The sequence below is a fragment of the Mesorhizobium sp. DCY119 genome (assembly GCF_003590645.1).
Classification (GTDB): domain Bacteria; phylum Pseudomonadota; class Alphaproteobacteria; order Rhizobiales; family Rhizobiaceae; genus Mesorhizobium_M.
In genome coordinates, this window is sequence record NZ_CP031834.1 from 4,452,713 (window position 1) to 4,471,330 (window position 18,618).

The 18,618-nt window shown below is 58.1% G+C and carries 18 protein-coding genes; 14 read left to right on the forward strand and 4 right to left on the reverse strand.

From position 1 onward, the window contains the following. The first annotated feature begins 172 nt into the window (after positions 1-172). The 4 genes from DZG07_RS21770 to DZG07_RS21785 all read left to right on the forward strand — a co-directional run bounded on the left by DZG07_RS21770 (position 173) and on the right by DZG07_RS21785 (position 4,080). A complete protein-coding gene (locus DZG07_RS21770; protein ID WP_245429666.1) occupies positions 173-1,951 on the forward strand; it encodes a chloride channel protein in 1,779 nt (592 codons plus the stop codon). A gap of 185 nt (positions 1,952-2,136) precedes the next feature. Further along, entirely contained in the window at positions 2,137-2,862 is a 726-nt protein-coding gene (locus tag DZG07_RS21775) for an autoinducer binding domain-containing protein (protein ID WP_091917885.1), read from the forward strand. An 89-nt stretch (positions 2,863-2,951) separates the two neighbouring features. Continuing rightward, a complete protein-coding gene (locus DZG07_RS21780; RefSeq protein ID WP_119820811.1) occupies positions 2,952-3,617 on the forward strand; it encodes an acyl-homoserine-lactone synthase in 666 nt (221 codons plus the stop codon). Beyond that, entirely contained in the window at positions 3,607-4,080 is a 474-nt protein-coding gene (locus DZG07_RS21785; RefSeq protein WP_133304777.1) for a hypothetical protein, read from the forward strand. Before DZG07_RS21780 ends, DZG07_RS21785 begins: the two co-directional genes overlap by 11 nt. Before the next feature lie 98 nt (positions 4,081-4,178). On the opposite strand, the gene DZG07_RS21790 is transcribed toward DZG07_RS21785, so the two are convergent. After that, complete coding sequence (locus DZG07_RS21790; protein ID WP_119820814.1) at positions 4,179-5,456, reverse strand: ATP-binding protein; 1,278 nt, start codon at positions 5,454-5,456, stop codon at positions 4,179-4,181. 103 nt (positions 5,457-5,559) lie between these two features. On the opposite strand from DZG07_RS21790, the gene ppk2 reads away from it, so the two are divergent. Next, positions 5,560-6,480, forward strand: a complete 921-nt coding sequence (gene ppk2 / locus DZG07_RS21795; RefSeq protein ID WP_119820817.1) for a polyphosphate kinase 2 — start codon at positions 5,560-5,562, stop codon at positions 6,478-6,480. 167 nt (positions 6,481-6,647) lie between these two features. Here the strand turns inward: ppk2 and DZG07_RS21800 are convergent, their stop codons facing one another. Then, the gene (locus DZG07_RS21800; RefSeq protein ID WP_119820820.1) at positions 6,648-7,109 is read right to left on the reverse strand and encodes a hypothetical protein; all 462 of its coding nucleotides are present in this window, start codon (positions 7,107-7,109) and stop codon (positions 6,648-6,650) included. Positions 7,110-7,267: 158 nt separating this feature from the next. Here DZG07_RS21800 and DZG07_RS21805 point away from each other — a divergent pair, with 158 nt between their 5' ends. The 5 genes from DZG07_RS21805 (at position 7,268) to DZG07_RS21825 (ending at position 11,254) form a co-directional block, all read left to right on the forward strand. After that, positions 7,268-8,524, forward strand: coding sequence for an integrase family protein (locus tag DZG07_RS21805; protein ID WP_162931693.1), 1,257 nt, complete (start codon positions 7,268-7,270; stop codon positions 8,522-8,524). 93 nt (positions 8,525-8,617) lie between these two features. Beyond that, positions 8,618-9,511, forward strand: coding sequence for a hypothetical protein (locus DZG07_RS24030; protein WP_119920307.1), 894 nt, complete (start codon positions 8,618-8,620; stop codon positions 9,509-9,511). 160 nt (positions 9,512-9,671) lie between these two features. Further along, positions 9,672-9,848: a helix-turn-helix domain-containing protein gene (locus DZG07_RS21810; protein WP_162931694.1), complete on the forward strand. Its 177-nt coding sequence runs from the start codon at positions 9,672-9,674 to the stop codon at positions 9,846-9,848. A gap of 529 nt (positions 9,849-10,377) precedes the next feature. Further along, the gene (locus DZG07_RS21820; RefSeq protein ID WP_119820832.1) at positions 10,378-10,674 is read left to right on the forward strand and encodes a hypothetical protein; all 297 of its coding nucleotides are present in this window, start codon (positions 10,378-10,380) and stop codon (positions 10,672-10,674) included. A gap of 157 nt (positions 10,675-10,831) precedes the next feature. Next, entirely contained in the window at positions 10,832-11,254 is a 423-nt protein-coding gene (locus DZG07_RS21825) for a hypothetical protein (protein WP_119820835.1), read from the forward strand. Between the two features lie 16 nt (positions 11,255-11,270). Here the strand turns inward: DZG07_RS21825 and DZG07_RS24035 are convergent, their stop codons facing one another. After that, complete coding sequence (locus DZG07_RS24035; protein WP_133304779.1) at positions 11,271-11,465, reverse strand: hypothetical protein; 195 nt, start codon at positions 11,463-11,465, stop codon at positions 11,271-11,273. A gap of 2 nt (positions 11,466-11,467) precedes the next feature. Continuing rightward, complete coding sequence (locus DZG07_RS21830; RefSeq protein ID WP_133304780.1) at positions 11,468-11,974, reverse strand: hypothetical protein; 507 nt, start codon at positions 11,972-11,974, stop codon at positions 11,468-11,470. 1,134 nt (positions 11,975-13,108) lie between these two features. Between DZG07_RS21830 and DZG07_RS21840 the strand changes: the two genes are divergently transcribed. The 4 genes from DZG07_RS21840 to DZG07_RS21865 all read left to right on the forward strand — a co-directional run bounded on the left by DZG07_RS21840 (position 13,109) and on the right by DZG07_RS21865 (position 18,341). Next, positions 13,109-13,864 carry a hypothetical protein gene (locus tag DZG07_RS21840; RefSeq protein ID WP_119920309.1) on the forward strand — a complete coding sequence of 252 codons (756 nt, stop codon included), beginning with the start codon at positions 13,109-13,111 and terminating at the stop codon, positions 13,862-13,864. 10 nt (positions 13,865-13,874) lie between these two features. Then, a complete protein-coding gene (locus DZG07_RS21845) occupies positions 13,875-15,308 on the forward strand; it encodes a hypothetical protein (RefSeq protein ID WP_133304782.1) in 1,434 nt (477 codons plus the stop codon). Then, positions 15,305-17,746 (forward strand): hypothetical protein, encoded by a 2,442-nt coding sequence (locus DZG07_RS24040; protein ID WP_133304783.1) that lies wholly within the window; start codon positions 15,305-15,307, stop codon positions 17,744-17,746. The genes DZG07_RS21845 and DZG07_RS24040 overlap by 4 nt, the downstream gene beginning before the upstream one ends. Positions 17,747-18,008: 262 nt before the next feature. Beyond that, the gene (locus DZG07_RS21865) at positions 18,009-18,341 is read left to right on the forward strand and encodes a hypothetical protein (protein WP_119820850.1); all 333 of its coding nucleotides are present in this window, start codon (positions 18,009-18,011) and stop codon (positions 18,339-18,341) included. Positions 18,342-18,618: the final 277 nt, after the last annotated feature.

An 18,618-nucleotide genomic window follows, 5' to 3' on the forward strand; every position in this document is an offset into this window, starting at 1 on the left:
TTGGCGGCACGCTGACGCCACAATTCGGGCTGATAGCGCCTGCGCGAGGGGTCCGGAAACATCGTCTCCAACGAGCAGCGGTTATTATTTTAGCCGGCGCGCAAAGTGGTCTAGCGTTCCCGTGACGTCCATCCTCTTGACTGCAAAAGGCCGCGCGGTGTTCCACGGCACGATCACAAAGCTCCTTTCCTCCTGGAAGAACCGCGCGCAAGTTCACACGGCGCTGCACCTTCTCAACGCGCGCGGCATAGCCGTCGTCGGCGTGGCCTGCGTCGTCGGAGCGCTGGCGGCGGTGACTGTCACGGCGATGAGCTGGATCGTTCAGGAAATGCACTGGCTGCTTTTCGGGCTGGAGCGCGGCGCGCGGCTGTCGGCCATGTTTTCGCTGTCCAGCTCTTCCCAGGCGCTGGTGCCGATCATGGGCGGCGTGCTGCTCGGGCTGACGATCGCCTATCTCCGCCGCCGGCAATATCGCACGCCGATCGATCCGATCGAGGCCAATGCGCTCTATGGCGGAAGGCTGTCGGCCACGGACACCGCCATCGTCGCCGTGCAGACGATCATCTCGAGCGGCTTCGGCGCGTCGGTCGGGCTTGAGGCGGCCTATACCCAGAGCGGTTCGGGGCTGGCGTCCCGGCTGGCCCGCATTCTGCGGCTGCGCCGCAATGACGTCAGGATACTGGTGGGATGCGGCGCGGGCGGCGCTATTGCCGCTGCCTTCGGCGCGCCGTTGACCGGCGCGTTCTACGGTTTCGAGCTTATCATCGGTGTCTATTCCGTCGCCAATGTCGCGCCGGTGATGGCAGCCGCCGTCACCGCCTCGCTGACGGCGAGCTATCTCGGCGGCGCGCAATTTCCCATCGAAGTCGGCCCCGTGCCGGCGATGACGGCCATGCAGTATCTGCCCTATCTGCTGCTGGGCTTTCTGGCGGGTGCTGCGTCTATCGCCATCATGCAACTTGTGACGGTCGTGGAGAAGGGTTTTTCACGGCTATCCATCGACGCAGCACTGCGTCCGGCGATCGGCGGGTGCCTGATCGGCGCACTGGCCCTGATCACGCCTCAGGTGCTTTCGAGCGGCCATGGCGCGCTGCATCGCGAACTGGCGATGAATTACGGCCTCTATGTCGTCGCCGAACTCTTCGTCCTCAAGCTGATCGCATCTGCCGTATCGCTGGGCTCGGGGTTTCGCGGCGGCCTGTTCTTCGCTTCGCTGTTCCTCGGCGCGCTGCTCGGCAAGATCTTTGCCGAGGCGATGATTTTCCTGCTCCCGCAAACCGGGGTCGATCCGATGATCGCGGCCGTCGTCGGCATGACCTCGCTCGCCGTCGGCGTCGTCGGGGCACCGTTGACCATGACATTCCTGGCGCTGGAATCCAGCGGCAACCTCGCGCTCACCGGCGTTGTTCTCGGGGCATCGATCGTTTCGGCGGTGCTGGTGCGGGAGACCTTCGGCTACTCCTTCTCGACCTGGCGGTTCCATCTGCGCGGCGAGACGATCCGAAGCGCCCATGACGTGAGCTGGACGCGCAACCTGACCGTCGAGCGCATGATGCGCGAGGACGTTCGCACCTTGCCCGACACAACCACGATCGAGGAATTCCGCAAGCAGGTCCCGCTGGGTGCGGCACAGCGCGTGATCGTCACCGACGCCGACAAGAAATATGCCGGGATGCTGCTTGTCGCCGAAGTCTACGGCCTCGATGCAAGCGTTGAAGCGGAAACCCAATCCATTCGCACGCTGGCGAAATATCAGGACACGCTTCTGGTGCCGTCCATGAACGTCAAGGCGGCGGCGGATATCTTTGCCCGGTCGGGCAGCGAGGAATTACCGGTCGTCGACAACTTCGCCAACCGCCGGGTGGTCGGGCTTTTGACCGAGGCCCACCTGCTGCGCCGCTATGCCGAGGAACTGGACAAGGCGCGCAAGGATCTTTCAGGCGAAAGCTGAGCGGACTTGGCAAAGCTCGCCCGCGCCCTAACTTTCAAACAGGACAGAAATCGATAAGATTTGAAACAAAAAACTTTGCCTGGCGACACCGCAATAGTTCTAAATTACCGATTTACATCGTTAGATTCATAGATATAGCTATTGATACTCATGTTGCGGACAGGCAATCGCACCGAGGAACGGCAATGCTGAATGCACACAGCGAATTGCTCGACTTCATCGAGCGGGCAGAGAGACACCCCTCGATGTCTCTCCTCGTCGACGACTTTTCCCAGGTCATCGACCGGCAGGGCTTCAACGCTTTCATCATGACCGGCCTGCCTTCGGCCGGCATCGACGTCGAGCCGATGGTCATCGCCAACCATTGGCCGGAAGCCTGGTCCGATCGTTACAGGGAGCAGGTGTATTTTCCCGACGATCCGGTCTCGAAATGGTCGATCACCAAAGACCGGCCTTTCCATTGGCGGGAAGCCTGGAACGCGTTTCCCGTCAGCAAGCGCGTCCAGCAGCTGAACGGCGAGGCCGCTGCTTTTGGCCTGGTCGACGGCATCGCCTTCCCGCTGCGAACCGCCAGAAGGTGGCAGGCGGTCGTGTCGCTTGCCAGCCACCACAGGATGGACATCGACAAGAAGGACGAAGGCCTGCTCTACTGCGCCGCCGTCTATTTCCAGATGGCCGCAAATGACCTGGCGTCCCAGAAGGCCCCTCCGCCTCCGACCTTGAGCGACAGGGAGCAGGAAATCCTGAAATGGGCTGCGGCCGGCAAGACCGCCTGGGAGATATCGACCATCCTCAATATTTCCGAGGCGACGACGCGCACCCACCAGCGGCATATCAATGCAAAGCTGGATACCGCCAACACAACCCAGGCGGTCATGGAAGCAATCAGGCAACACATTATTCACGTGTAGATTGCCGGTCAATCATCGATTCCGACGATAGCTGACAGGCCCGTTACGGTTCATCCTTCTGCGAGAATCAACCGCAGGGGGTAGTAGCCGTGCAAATCCACGTCGTGAATGCCGCAAACCGTCACCTCTATACCGCCGAACTCGAAGACTTCTTTCGTGCCCGTCACGCCATCTATGTCGAAGAAAAGCAATGGCGCGAGGACGACGGGAGCGGCATGGAAATCGACCAGTTCGACACCGATGAAGCCACCTACATGATCGGGATCGTTGACGACCAGGTCATGACCGGAACCCGGCTTCTGCCGACGACCGAACCGCATATGCTGAGCGAGGTGTTTCCGCACAGCTGCAACTTCACCGGCGTCCCGCGGCAACCGGACGTCGCCGAATGGACGCGCGGCTTCATCGTGCCTTCCTTCCGCGAAAAGGGCCACGGCCCGATCAAGGGCCAGTTCTGCGGAACGGTCATGGAATACTGCCTGAACGAAGGCATCACCCGCATCGGCGGTATTCAGGACCTGTATTGGCTGCCGCTGTGGAAGCGGTTCGGCTGGACGGTGCGACAGATCGGAAATCCTATTCTGATCGACGACCGCTGGTGTGTCGCCGCCTATTTCGACGTCACGCAGGAAGCACGCGACCGCGCGCTCGCCAGGGGCAATCTCGACCATTCCATTCTGGTGCATCGCGGCCCCTACGAGCCGTTCATGCAGCAGTTCAGCTCGAGCCGGACAGGAGGCGCTCGTGCAGCTTAAAATGGGACAACACGAACACGGGGGGCACCCGGTGCGGCACCGGAACGGATCTCGGGCAGCACTCGCCAACACCGGGTACAACGACGATCTGGCGGTGCCCGAAATGCCCCGCAAGGAATATTTCGCTCAGTTCGTGAGCGAACTACGAAAGGAGATGCAAGCAGCCCGCGCAGAGGAGGCGCGGCTGCTTCAGGCGGACAAGGCGCATATTTCCGGAGGCGGCAGCCTCCGGAAAACGCCGAGCGGAACCGACTACATCCTGTGGGGCAGGATCGGCACAGGCGGTGTGCCAGATCTGCTCAACCGTATCGACGACGACATAGAAAGGTGCCGCGAGCCGGTCATCATTACCGGCACGGCCTTCTCCACCCGATACCGGTTCAGCCGCTGGCTTCTGCGCAACGGTCACATCGCGCGAGCCGATCTCGGCGAAGATGGTTTGGTGGTCGCGAAATCGGCTTAGCCGAGCAAGGAATAGATCGCGTCTTGCGCACCCTTGTACGCGCGTCGCGATAAACAGGTTCGGCCTCCCCGGACATACCGCTCGTCCGGCGGCGGATGTCATTCCGCCGCCGGAAAATGCACCGTGAAGGCCGCACCCTCGCCCAGCTTCGAGCGGATCGACAGGCGGGCGTTGTGACGTGTCAGGATATGCTTGACGATGGAAAGGCCGAGGCCCGTGCCTTTCTGCGAACGGCTGGTTTCCACATCCACCCGGTAGAAACGCTCGGTCACGCGCGGAATGTGCTCTTCGGGAATGCCGGGACCGAAATCCCGTATCGTAACCGTAGTTTCACGCTCGGCATTCGTGTCCGGGCCGGCGATCGAGACGACGACACGGCCGCCCGACGCGCCATACTTGCACGCGTTTTCCAGCAGGTTCTCGAAGACCTGGAACAGTTCGTCGCGATCGCCCAGCGCCTCGAAAATGCCGGCGGGGAAATCGCGCTCGACGGTGACGCCGGACTCCCTGGCCAGCGGGCTGAGGGAATCGATGACGCTTTCCACCACACCGCGCAGGTCGACTTTAACGCCGGGCCGCAGATGCGACTTCATCTCCAGCCGCGACAGCGACAAAAGGTCGTCAATCAGCCGGGCCATGCGCGCGGTCTGGTTCTGCATGATCTGCAGGAAATGATCGCGTGCCTTGGCGTCGTCGCGCGCCGGGCCGCGTAGCGTCTCCACAAAACCCGAAATGGAAGCCAGCGGCGTACGCAGCTCGTGGCTGGCATTGGCGATGAAATCAGCCCGCATGCGGTCGATGCGGCGCGTCTCGCTCTGGTCCTTGAACACCATGACATAGAGGCCTGTGCCCCTTCCGACGGCAGACGCGGTGACGCGAAAGACGCGTTCGATCGGCACGCGCTCGATGAAGTCGATCTGGCGCGACGCGGCATGGCCGAACAGCACGGCCTGTATCATCTCCTGCATTTCCGGCGCGCGGAATTTCAGCAGCAGCAGGATGCCGGGGCGCAGCGCCCCGAAAGCGTTGACGGCGGCATCATTGGCATGAACGACCGCGCCGGCTCCGTCGAAGACGATCAGCGGGTCGGTGACGGCGGCGGCCAGGTTCTCGCCCGAGAGGCCGCGCGTGCCACCATTGGCGGTCTCCTCGGCCTCGGTGGCGAGCAGCCCCGCCGTGCGGCTGGGCGCAAGGCCCGCCACGACGATCAGCGCGCCCACCACGGCAGCGACCGTCCGGGTGTCGCCGCCTGCCCAGATGTGGACGGCAAGCACGGCTGCGATGGCTGCGGCCAGCATCCAGCGATTCTGGCGAAACCGGTGGGCAACCAGCCGCATCGCGCGGCGTATCCATTGTTCGCGGCCTTGATCGCTCATGCGAAAATCCCGTGATGCCTTGTACTTCGGGGTAAAACTTCACGCTGGACCAGTCTGGCCGCACCCAATAGCATGAAAGGGAAACCAAGAAAGGTTTGTCGAAATGAAAAACGCCGACGACGCGCCTGAGACCGCAGCAGCCAAGGAGACCGCGGGCCTCACACCGTTGAAACTCAAGGTCGGCGACAAGGATCGGCTTTTCGACATCAACAATCCCGAACTGCCCGACTGGATCGACAAGAAGGCCTTGCGTTCGGGCGGGTATCCCTATGACGACAAGATGCCCTCCAAGGACTACGAAGAAACGCTGGAGCGGCTGCAGATCGAACTGGTCAAGCTTCAGGCCTGGATGCAGGCGACAGGCCACAGGGTGCTGACCCTTTTCGAAGGACGCGACGCCGCCGGCAAGGGCGGGACGATCAACGCGGTGCGGGAATACATGAACCCGCGTACTGCCCGCAACGTGGCGCTGACCAAGCCGACCGAAACCGAGCGCGGCCAATGGTATTATCAGCGCTACATTTCGCATTTCCCGACGGCGGGCGAATTCGTCACCTTCGACCGATCCTGGTACAACCGCGCCGGCGTCGAGCCGGTGATGGGCTTCTGCACGCCGGAAGAGCACGAGCATTTTCTGCAGGAGACGCCGCGTTTCGAAAAGCAGATCGTGCGTGAAGGCATCCATTTCTTCAAGTTCTGGCTGGATACGAGCCAGGAGATCCAGCTCAAGCGCTTTCACGATCGCCGCCACAGCCCGCTGACCAACTGGAAGTTCTCACCGATGGATGTCGCCGGCATCAGCAAATGGGATGCCTATACCGAAATGCGCGACCTGATGGTGAAGCGGACCCACACTGCTGAAACGCCGTGGACGATCGTCAAGGCCAACGACAAAAGGCGGCTGCGTATCGCGGTGATCCGCCACATTCTGCTCGCACTGCCCTATACGGGACGCGATCTCGACGTCATCGGCAAGCCTGACAAGAAGATCATCGGCGAAGGGCCGAAGTTCCTGAAGGGTTGAGCGAAAAGCCTACAACGCCGGGCTAGAGACTGTTTGATAACTCGCCCTGCCGAGGCATATGGCGTGGTTTTCGAGAACCGGAGCGGAGCGGACATTTAGGTACGTGAGCACCGGAAGCGCAGAAAACCGCGTCAGATGACCGGCAGGGTAGAGTTAGCAAGCGGTCTCTAACGACGCCGCGCTTCCCGGTGCGGTGTCTTGTGCCAATGGTGCGGGCGCTTCCACAGCTCGTAGACAGAGCACCATGCCGCCAGCGACAGCATCAGCCAGTAGACCGGCGTCATCATGCAGACTTTCCAGAAACCCCGGCTTTCCCGCTCATTGAGCGTCATTCGGCCAAGCACCATGAAGGATGCATAGCCAAGCACCACGGTGGTGGAATCGAACGCCAGCAGGCCCCATTGCCAAATTCGCAGGGGAATGCCGCCGCTGACCTGCACGGTCAGCACCAGGGCCGACAGGATCAGGAACGGGTGCATCAATGCCGACATGACCATGCCGGCAAACAGGATCTGCGCCATGCAGAACGACGCGAAACGCACTTCGCGGGCAAGCCTGACGGGATTGCGCATATGGACAAACCAGGTCTGTATCCAGCCCTTGAACCAGCGTTCAGGTCTGTTTAGCATCGTCCACAATGGTTGGAATTAGCGAGCAGAATCAATGCTGATTGATCCACAGCTATTCGAGCATGTTTGCGTACTTCCAGCGAAAATGTTGCTATAGTGTTGCTACGAGTCGCGCATAGCAACAAACCGGCAGGGAACACCAGCTAGTGAAGAAGAGATTGACCGCCGTAGTCCTTGCATCACTTCAACCGAAGGCGAGCGGCTATTACGTGTCCGACAATCAGCAGACGGGCTTGCGTGTTCGGGTAGCACCATCAGGTATTCTCACCTGGAATCTCGTCTACCGGATAAAGGGTGAGCCGGCTGCAAAGAGTGCTTCGCTCGGTGTGTGCGATCCAAACGGGAAGAATGGGCTCGGGTTGCAAGAAGCTCGCGAAAGGGCTGCCGAAATCATAAAGGCGGCTCGCCAAGGCCGGGACCTCCTGGAAGAAGAAGACGAAGCACGGAAAGCCAAACAAGAGCGGCTTACCGTGAAAGAGCTAATCGGGCGCTACGCCAAACACATCAAGAGCCCTCACCGTAAAGGTGGTGCCCTCCGCACCGCCGATGACATAGAACGTCGGTTGAAGCGGGCATTGCGCACGAAGTTTCACAGCGCCGCCGACGGCCTTCGACGTAGCGATGTAAGTGACCTACTCGAACCTGTTGCAGACGGTCGCCCGCGCGAAGCTGAAAAGCGCAGGCAGGTCATTGGCGCGATGTATCGTTGGGGTCTGGCGAAAGGCTATGTAACGACCGACCCCACAGCCGGCACAGAATCGTATGGCAGGGGTGATCCACGAAACCGAGTGCTGTCGCCTGACGAGATGAAAACCCTCTGGGACTGGATGGATGCCGGAGCTGATGGAATGACGCCCGACTGCATCGCGGTCCTTCGCGTGCAATTATGCACCGGGGCGCGGGTCGGAGAAATCGCCAGCATGGACGCATCCGAGATTGAGGATGACGGCGAACGGCTGCTTTGGACGCTTCCCGCCGAACGCTCCAAGAACAAGAGCGAGCGCGTCACCCCATTGGTCGGGCTTGCCCGGGAAATCATCCTGGAAGCCTACGAAAGGCGTAAACGCGGATCGTTGTTCATAGCTGCCAAATCCGAGCGGGCATTACGTTCAACCGACCTCGGCCATGCGCTCAAAAATCGCGATTTGCCATGCAAGCATTTCACCACCCACGATCTGCGACGTACGGTGGTCAGCGGTATGGACGAAATGGGTATCGCGCTCGATACCATCGCCGCCGTCGTCGGCCATCAACGCGGAACGAAGGACACGCGCACGTTGGTTCAACATTATAGCCGCCCACGCCTTAACGAGCGCGTCGAGGCGGCATTGACGTCTTGGGATGCCCGTTTGCGGGGTGTCATTGAAGGCCTAAAGGAACAGCCGGGCGACAATTTGGTGAGGTTGCACGGATAGTAGATCCGTAGGGATAGGACGGCCATCCGACAAGCCGGTAATGCACCACCGGTTTCCCTGCGGTCCCCAAGGTGCGGTCGCGAAGGTGCTGCGATGGACGAGCAAATAATATTTTGGAGCCGGCAGGAAGCGTGGCCTAGAGATACTCCCATATATGTGTTTTTGGCGCGCGCCGTTCATATTGTGGGAAAGTCCATGTTCCCAACAGAGTGGACTGAAGGTGAGCCGATAACCCCGGAGCCGTACCGGCTGAATTTGGGAATTAACGGCATCACATCGGCCTTGCCCCAGTCCATGGCTAAGCCGTGGCAAAAGGACACCGTTCATCGGCTTATTTTACGCCACCATCCAGAATTCAAAAGACCTCCAACTCGGCATGGAAAGTTTGGACCAGAAAGACTTACGTTCACCGTGGAAGAATGGCAGGCTGCCTATCAAACAGCACAACGTTTGGACGCTGAACGCCTAGTATCGCGCAGGCGATTTGAAGTTGTAGTGCGCGAAATTGCCAATCAGATTGCTGACGGCATACTTAAATACGCATTACGGGATGCTCGGGGAGGCACGATCAGTTCTACCCTCTGCTCGCCGGATTTGTGGAATACTGAGAGCATCTCGCCCCGCTTCTACTGGTGTCAGATGAATAGAGAGAACCCGTTCGGGGTTGCTGTCGGGGGAGATGGATTTCAGTCCATTTTTATCGAACGGGCTAGCCTTGACCGATTTCTTGCCTCGCGAGTGACGGCTCAGAGTTCGAAGCCCGATAGAGGGCCTAAGAAGGCCTATTCGCTTGAGGAAAAGCTATTGCCATACGCCCAAACGATCTACGAGGCTGTGGAGCGCGGAGAAAGCGAACCGCCCACTCGGGATGAGTTTGTCTCGAAATTTCGCGACAAGTTTCCCGATGTTTCGATTCCTGTGGTTCGAAATTTTGTTTGGCCTACAAGGCCGAAAGCTTGGAACCGAAGGGCTGCAAAGGGCAGTTAAGGGTTTCGACCACCAATCTCACCCTTAAGCCACCTGCGCGCCACCCACCGCCACCTTGCGCCACTATCTAAGCCACTGATTACGTGGCGTAATTATGGGAACAGACTCGAACGGCGTATTTTGTCCGCGTAGTCAACAACACACGCGGGTGAACGCAACCATGACCAAGATATCCGTCACCATCCCCGAAGCCGTGCAGATGACCGGCATCGGGCGCTCGTCCCTCTATACCCTCTTTCGCGAAGGTAAGATTCAGCCGCGAAAAAGCGGAAAGCGGACGCTGCTCCTCGTCGAGGACTTGAAGCGGTACGTCGAAAACCTTCCGGCTGCATCGTGAGGTGCAGCCATGACCCTACATAGAAAAACTGCCGCCCCGACTGGCATCGGGAACGGCAGCGGTAATTCGAAAGGTTCTACGCCTCGGATTTATCGCACCACCCTCGAAACTTCAATCTCTGATTATCCGGTTTTCGCAATCGCCGGTCGTTATCGGCTGCCGATTTCAACAGCTCGGGAAGTCTGCCGTATGGCCGGAATCGGAGGGAGGCTCAGATGACAGCTCCCCACGAAACGGCCCTGGACGTGCGGTGTCCTAACGGCGATTCCAATAAGGAAAGCGCGGACGACTATTCCGATGTTGTTACTCGCCTTAATCCCGAGTGGCGCGTCATTGTTTGCAAGGACCAAATCCAATGGGTTTTGCAGCGCATTGATGGAAAGAGGCACGGCAGAACGCGATGGGTCGGTCGGAGCTATCTCCGAGACCGAAATGCGTTGACCCGGGTCTGCCGGACCAATGTGGGCGAAATTGACCCCATTGCCCTACTAGCCCTCGCCGCACTCCCCGAGATGATTGGAGTTCAATCATGAGCAAGCCAAGCTATAGCATCGTTGTGTGCGTTGAGCCCGACGGAACACCCTTCACCGTAAAAGGCCGGGATGCCTGGGCCCTGGTGAATCTGATCGAGGCCGGTGAAAAAGGCTGTACACCCATCACGACGCCTGGGCCTCGTTGGAGCGGCTATGTCCACAAACTGCGCCGTGCCGGCCTGGTGGTCGAGACCATCCATGAAAACCATAGCGGCCCCTTCCCTGGCTCGCATGCCCGATATGTCCTGCGTTCGAAGGTGGTGGTCCTTTCAGAGGAAAGGGCAGCCGCTTGACCCAGCAGCAAATCACGAAGGCGGCTCAATGGCTTGCGGCGGAGATTTCTCCGCCCAAGCATCTCCTGCCGTATCTTCGCCGTCACTTCGATCTGAGCGCCCAAGAGGCCGTCGAAGCGATACGGGAGGCCAATTTGATCCGAGCGGGGGCCCACTGATGCGTGAGTTCTCCAAGATCAGTCCACAGCTTTGGAATTCGAAACGCTTCCGAAAGCTCGACAACGATGATGCCAGATATTTTTATCTCTACCTTCTGTCATGCGAACATCAGACCAGCGCGGGATGCTTCAGGCTCCCCGTCGCTTACGCAGCTAACGACTTGAATTGGGAGACAGATCGAGTGCAAGATTCTTGCGCCATTCTCGGAAAAAGCGACATGATCTTGCATGATGCAGATACGGATGAGGTCTTTATCCGCCGCTGGTTTCGTCATTCGCCGCCGACAAACAAGAAACACGCCGCCGGCATCAGGAGCTATATCGACCGCCTCGAAAGCGAATTCGTGGCAGAAGCTGCCGACGACGAATTTCTGAAGACAGAGTGGGGATTGAAGTTTACAGAGTCACCGAGCTCAAATTAACATGTGCAAGAGAAACCTACTTGGCGAACTCTTTATCGCCATGGTTTTCTTCGCCACGATATTTCATTGCGCGCGCCTTTTGTTCCTCGGTCAATGTGGACCAAAAGCCAGTCATTGGGCGTGGTTTAGCGCAAAAGGGTTCAGGATCCGGCCTCGGGTTATCCCAAAACCAGACGGAGAGCGACTTAAATGATGCGGCTATTGCGTTCATTGTCAGACTCCTTTCCTGTAATACGCCGTTCCATTCCGTGGGGATTCACGCACAAACCCGTAAACATTTTCGTAAAGGTCAACGAGTTTGTCTTCGATGGGTTGCAAGCGAATTTCCTTCTTGCCACGCGCCTGAGCATAATTGGCTGTCGTTTCTAACGCAATCGCAATTCGCATACCTCTTAATGGGCAATCTTGTCGCGGGTCTCCCTCAAGGAACCGAAGCATGATAGCTTGACCCGTCGTTAAAGCTAACGCCAACGCCGATAGCCTGTCATCTGACCAAATAGCTAACTCGAGCCTGTCTGGCTCCTTATGCCTCTTATCGATATCGCGCCAATCGAAATACGGCTTGCCCCAGTCCTCCATGCCATACCAGACTCTCCCGCTCCACTCTGTGATGGATATCTTCCGTTCCAGCACTTCAGACATGGTGGCAGAAGCGTGTTTGTAAGCAGCGTGGCGGCTTTCAATATATTTGGCTTTCGCTGCGGCTAATGTGGATGACAAACGGGAATCTCACAAGATGTTTCACCCCATTTACATATTCATGGGCCGCTCGTCATCCTTTCTTCATATGGTAATTCAGATACCCCTTTGAAAGCCCTTTCCAAGCCCTACCCATAGCCTATCGATACACAGAGACTAGACACAGACGGAGACTAGACCGAGAGGCAGACTGAAGACCAAGACCGCAGACGAAAGACATAGACGCCCTTTTGCAAAGGGCATTATTCCTTTCCCCTGGGCTCGATCTTCGAAAGAATGCTCTCAACCGTCACCGTCTCGGAAGCGTCAACGCTGGCTCCATGCTCTGAAGAGGGACTGTTGGCAATGTCGGCGCTAGAGATGCTCCTCAGCTGCGGGCATCAATAGCTGGTACAATTCACCGTATTTCCGAAACGATTGCAGGTAGTGGACACTGTCTTAGGAGTCGAGTTTGCGATGGCTTGTGACGCCATTGCAGAACGAAACGCGGCAGTTTGCCGAGAAGAACCCGCCTCCGCTTGAATGCATTGGGCCATTTCTACGGTTCCCAGCTTGAAGCCGTAGGTCACACATCGATCTCGAAAGTACGAAGCCTGCGTGTTAGGCGAGGCTGTTGCGAACCACGCCGGAGAACCGGGACGGCCAAGGTACTTCTTGCCGTCAACACCAGTGCACCCAGCAAGGGCACACAGGCCAATCAAAACAAAGCGCTTCACGTAATCCCCTCCCCGCAAACGCACGGATACCGTACGCCCCTAGTCAGGCTCGAACAAGCCAGTTGAACCGCGACCGTGCTGACAGGACGGATCGAGGCGATTTGTTGGGAACGAACCCACCTTTTTTCATGTGACGACGGCGTACAATCGCGCACAGTGGCGCACGCGCGTGAACGGTAAAGTATCATCTAACATATTGAATTTATTGTCTTTTGTTGCCACAGTTGTTGCTATCCAGACGCAATCTGGTAAACTTGTCTTCAAACTGGTTGGAGATGCCAATGCGATTTTCAGAGGCAATGAACGGACAGATTCGAGTGCGCGTGGGGGTCGAAGAAAAGCGAGCGCTCATTACCGCCGCTGCCCGGCGTGGAAAGACCCTGAGCGAATTTCTCCGGGAGGCCGTTAGTGAAACCGCACAGCGGGTGGGTGCGTAGTCATGACCCTTCCATCTTCTCCCCCTATCTCTGCTTCGCAGATCAATGTCGAGCTTGGGCGCGCGCCCGATGCACCCTTCAGCATTACCGGGGCTGAAGAAAGGGCTTTGGCTGGGGTGCCCTCAGGGCCAATCTCATTCTCAGACTTCCTTGCCCTTTTCACATCCGTGGCAGTCGTCGGTTCAAATGCCGCCACGATCACAATTCCCGCAGATTCTCAGGCGGGCGACCTGGCTGTGATGTATGATTTTGCTGTCAGCGGAAATCCCGGCAACGCGCCGCCAACTACAACGCCTTCAGGCTGGACGCTTATAACCAGCAACAATAGTGGCGATTTGCGGGGCAGTATTTTCTACAAAATCCTGACCGGTGGCGACCCCGGCGCTAATGTGACGGGCATGAACGGCGGTGATATCAACCGTAAGGTCATGCGGGTTTTGCGTGGAAGACTTCCCGTTTCTGCGGTTACCACAGGCGGCTGGGATCAAAACATAACCGTCACTGCCAATTCTCCGGGCAACATAAACGTTCCGGCCTCCGGTGGCTCAACGCCCTTGGTTATCCTTGGCTTCGGTGCCTCCCGGGGCACGGTTAGCACGTTCTCGTCATCGCCTGCTTTTGACAGCTCGAACGCTGCCAGCGCCACTCGGACGGGCTACAAGAGTTACAAGGGGACGGCCTCCAATCACACCGTCAGCATGACCCAAGCCGGCGACCGTAACGGGCTTGCAGCCGGCTATTTCCAGATCAGTTTCTAGCGGGGCCAAAATGAACCTCACCGATATTTTCAGCCAGGTCCTTCGAGGGTCACAATCGGCAATTAGGCCTTCTAGCGCAAATGCCCGTTACGGGGACGCTGGTAATTACCTTGCCAGCCCATCGGCAACGGTGGGTACACCGCATCTTCTGGCTGACAACTCGCAGAGTTCAGGCGGTTTGCTCGAAATGCTTCAGGGGTTGGTTGGCGGGCAGGGCGGCGGCGGAGCCTTGCCTCCCAGCGCGGCACCAGGTGCCATTCAGCGCGGCCCGAATGGCAAAAACTATCAGTATGCAGAGACGACGGGAATGGCCGGGGCAACCGGCAACCAAGGCTGGATTCCGGTCAATAATGGCGGAGGTGGAGGCCTTGGCCAGAAACTGGCTGAACTCGGCCCGATCATCGCCATGATGGACCCTATGGGCCGAAACAACACGATGGCCGCTGCAATGATGCAGATGCAACAGGGCAAGAAGAAAGACGCCCGCGATACGGCCAACCAGAATCAGACGGTCGCATGGTTGCAGTCTCAGGGTATGGGTGAGCAGGAAGCGCATTATCTTGCCGCTGACCGTAACGCGTTGCGCTCCTGGTACGGGGAGTGGAAAGCAGGAAACAAGCCAGATTGGGCAATTTCGGAGATATACGATCAAGCCGGCAGACCTCAGAAAGTCATGTACGACAAGCGTGACCCGTCACGCTACAACGTGCTGGGCGGATCGCAGTCAGATACTCTTTCGCCAGAGGCGGAGGCGCAGAAAGTTAGGATTGCGCAGGCAGGTCGAGCCGAAACCAATGTCAGTGTTGGTGCCGAAAAGGGTTTCGACAAAACCGTAGGCGAGGGCTACGGCAAGCGCTTCCTCGACTTGCAGGAGCAAGGATCAACGGCACAGCGGGCGCTCAACTCCCTTGATGTGATGGGAAGCTCTCTTTCCGACCCCGGTTTCTATTCGGGCGCGGGCGGCGACTCGGTGCTGCAACTGAAGCGGTTCGGTGCCTCCCTTGGCATGAACCCCGACGGCATCACCTCCATGGAGCAGTTCAACGCCATGTCGAAACAGGCGGCTTTGGACAGTATGGGCGGCTCGCTCGGCTCCGGCTTCTCGAATGCTGACCGCGATTTCGTAATTGATCAGGTTCCGAATCTTGGGAACACCCCGGAGGGCAACCGCAAGTTGGTCGATATCCAGCGCAAACTGAATGAGCGCAAGCGGGATATCGCCGGCATTGCCCGAGACTATGCGTCCCGCAACGACGGCAGGATTGACGCCGGGTTTGACGACTATCTAGCGAAATGGTCAGAGCAGAATCCGCTGTTTCGCAATACGCCCCGAGATTCTACGGGCCGGGGCGCTGGAAATGAAACAGGGCGTCAGCGCGCCCGAAACCCCAAGACCGGGGAAACCGTCGAATGGGACGGCACGCAGTGGAGGCCGGTACGATGACCAGCAAGATTCCGGCTCCACCTCCCGGTTTTGTCATCGAGGAAGCACCCCGCGATTTGCAGGGGCCTCCGATGTATCGCCCGTTTAAGAGCGGGGAAACGCGCCCCAATGCGGATGGATCGTACTCGACGGAGGTATCTACCACCTGGCAGCAGCCAGACGGCCAGTGGACCAATATTCCGTCGCTTTGGATGGGACCGAATGGCCCGACGCAGTTCAACCCGGACGATGAAGATGCCATTACCGCCACTGCCCGGAACTATGAACAAGCTCGCGGCCAGACATTTCCGCGCTTCGATAGCGTTCAGGATGCGGAAACCTCCGCCCGGTCACGCTCAGAACAGGGTGGCGCAGGGATGATTCCTCCGCCACCTGGTTTTGAGTTGTTGGAGATGAACGACCTCGGTCACGGTGTACCTCAGTTCGCTCCTCCGGGCGTTGAAGGGTATGATCCGGCAACAGGGCTTGTAACAAAACCCGCCCCCAGCCTCAGCACAGCCCAAGCTTTTGCTAATGGCGCAGCTGATGTTGGTACATTTGGATTTGGAGATGAAATCGCCGCAGGTATCGGAACCTTGGCCGATATGCTTCCTGGCGGACATGGTGAGGGTTACGCCAGCATACTTGACGATATTCGCAGTAGGCAGAAAGCCGGCGCGGAACAGCATCCTATTGCCAACGTAGCCGGCATGGTGACGGGTGGCGTTGGCAGCGGCTTTGGATTGGCGCGCGGTGGCCTGTCTCTCGCAGCACGAGCGGCCCAAGGCGGTAAAGGCTGGTTTGCCCGCATGCTCGGCGGTGCTGCTGATGGCGGCATTGCCGCTGGCGCATATGGTGCAGGCAGCGGCGAAGGCACAGCAGGGCGATTGAGAAACGCCGCCGACAATGTCCCTCTCGGATTGGCCTTTGGAGCAGGTGGCGAGGCTGTTGCTACCGGTCTGGGTGCCGTTGCGCGTCGCATCTTCAGTGGAGCTGATAATGTCGCTCCCGGAGCGAACCCCGCCGCAAATGTCTCGCTGGCGCAAGAGTTCGGCATCCCTCTTTCCCGAGCACAAGCTACGCGCTCTGTCCCACAGGCAAACATCGAAAACCAGCTTCGGAGCCAAGGTGCGATGTCAGCCTTCGACCAAGCTCAAAAGGAAGCTGTTGGACAGTCAATTAGCGATGTGCAGAGCCGGCTTGCATCCGGCGCTCCCGTTATTCCGGGCCCAGCGTCCGCCTATGAAGGCGTTCCCAGTGCTCTTCGCGGTAAACGCGATGCTCTTAAATCCGCAAGCCAGGAGGCCTACGAGGCCTCGGTAAACAATCCTGATGTGCTTGTCTCCGGCGATGCAGTTCGCTCAATACCGGATTTCATTCGCGGCAAGCTTTCCGCCGATGATATCCTGATTGATCCCATGTATCACCAGGGCGCAGCGCGGGCGATGTCCTTCGTTGACGACTATATCGGGCGCATGCCGGCGGTAGGAGGCGACGTGAAGGGCGTTCAGGCCCAATTGCGTTGGATTGAGAATCTGCGTGCTGGCCTTCGCAAGAACTTCCCTCCGATCGGCCAGGACGCCCCTGCCCTCAAGGCCATCAGTGGTGCAATCGATGATTGGACCGACGATGTTTTTGACAAGGGGCTTGTCAGTGCCAGTGACGATGTCTTGTCCGAACTGAAAACCGCCCGCTCCAAGTGGTCGGAATATATGTCCATGGCCGATCCGAAGCCAAGGAAAGGGGGCCGGCTTAATCCTCAGTATGAGGCGCAGGCCAAGGTTCGCAACATCATGGATAAAGATTTCTCGCCAGAAGAGATTGGGCAGTATCTGTGGGGGTCCTCGGTCGCCAGCCCAAAGAACGCGTCCTTTATGACCGCTCAGGAGCTTCGCAGGACGCTTGGCCCGGACAGCCCGGAATGGAACGGCATTCGCCAGTCTTTTTGGCTCCGTGCCACTCGGGCTGGGGATGAAGCGCTGAATCCTACTCAGATTACGAAAAACCTCGACGGGCTTCTAAACGGAAACGGTAAGGGCGTGGCCATGATTTTGTTCAGTCCAGCCGAGCGCGACTTGATGTGGAAATATGCCAGCGTCATGCGGCACCTTTCCCCCGCTCGTGAGGGCATAAATGGATCCAATACAGCCAATCGTCTAATGCCGGCGTTGCAAAAATACGGAACGGCGATTGTTGGCGCTCTCGCTGGCGGTGGAGGCATGTGGAGCGGCTTGGGCCCCTTAGAGGCCTTGGGCGTTGGAGCCGTCTCTACCGGACTCCTACGTGGCGTCAACAGCGTTGCTCAAGCCTCTCGCGCAAGCACCGCCACCCGTTTGCCTGTTCCAGTCAATCCATCCGGGTTGGGCGGCGCAACGCTCCGTGGAGGTTCGGTCCCACTCGTTCTAGGTCAAGAGAAACGGCAGCCACTTCAAATTACTGTAGGGAGGCCACAGCGGTGAGCGCGTCAACGAGGCTGGTAGGGCTCGCCGGTCCATCCCCTGACGGTTTCGTAAACCCAATCGCCAAATGGCAGCGACACGTTCTGATGTATAACCGGAGCCAAGAGATAGAAAAGCAGCCCCATAACCAGAAGGGTCCCTATCACGCACGTAATCCGAAACACCACTTTGCCCGTGGGCGAGAAATGTTCAGGCGGGCGGAAATGATCGAATTGGCTCATACGCTGAAGAATACTCGAAAATTGAGGGCGTTAGAAGTCAGATGACCCAGCCAATCCCCACCCTTCCCGAGCGAATGGATCAAATCGAAGCAACCTTGGTCGCAGGACTTACAGGAGAAGATATCTCAGAACCCATTTTCGCTATCGTTTGCGAGATGTTATGCGAACCACTCTCAATTCACGCCGATATTTTTGAACACGTGGCTGTGGCTCGTGGCTGTCATTCCGCCGCGCAGGAGTTACACCGGCAGGGCAAGCATACGATTGCGGAAGGCTTTTCAGCTATGGGTCAAGATATCTTGGCGAAGACGATTGCCGTCATTGCGGAATTCGCCGCCCTGGACCGGTACATTTCGGGAGGGACCATCCATTAAGCGCCTGAAAACAGACGGACATCAGACGGAAAAACCCTGCTGAAAACAGTGGCAGAACAACGGAGAGACGATTGTCCAGCGCATATGTGAACGAAGGTTTTTCGGGCATCACATTGCGCGTAGACGAAATCATCAGGACACCGAGTTCCATGGCGCAGAAAATCGTTCGGTGAAGCGCTCGGACCTTTGAAAACAAGCGTTTAGTGATTTTTAAATCGCCCGAGCCGCATTTTTGACTTCGGCCAGACAAGTCAGCTTCTTAAGCAGTTAAAAATCA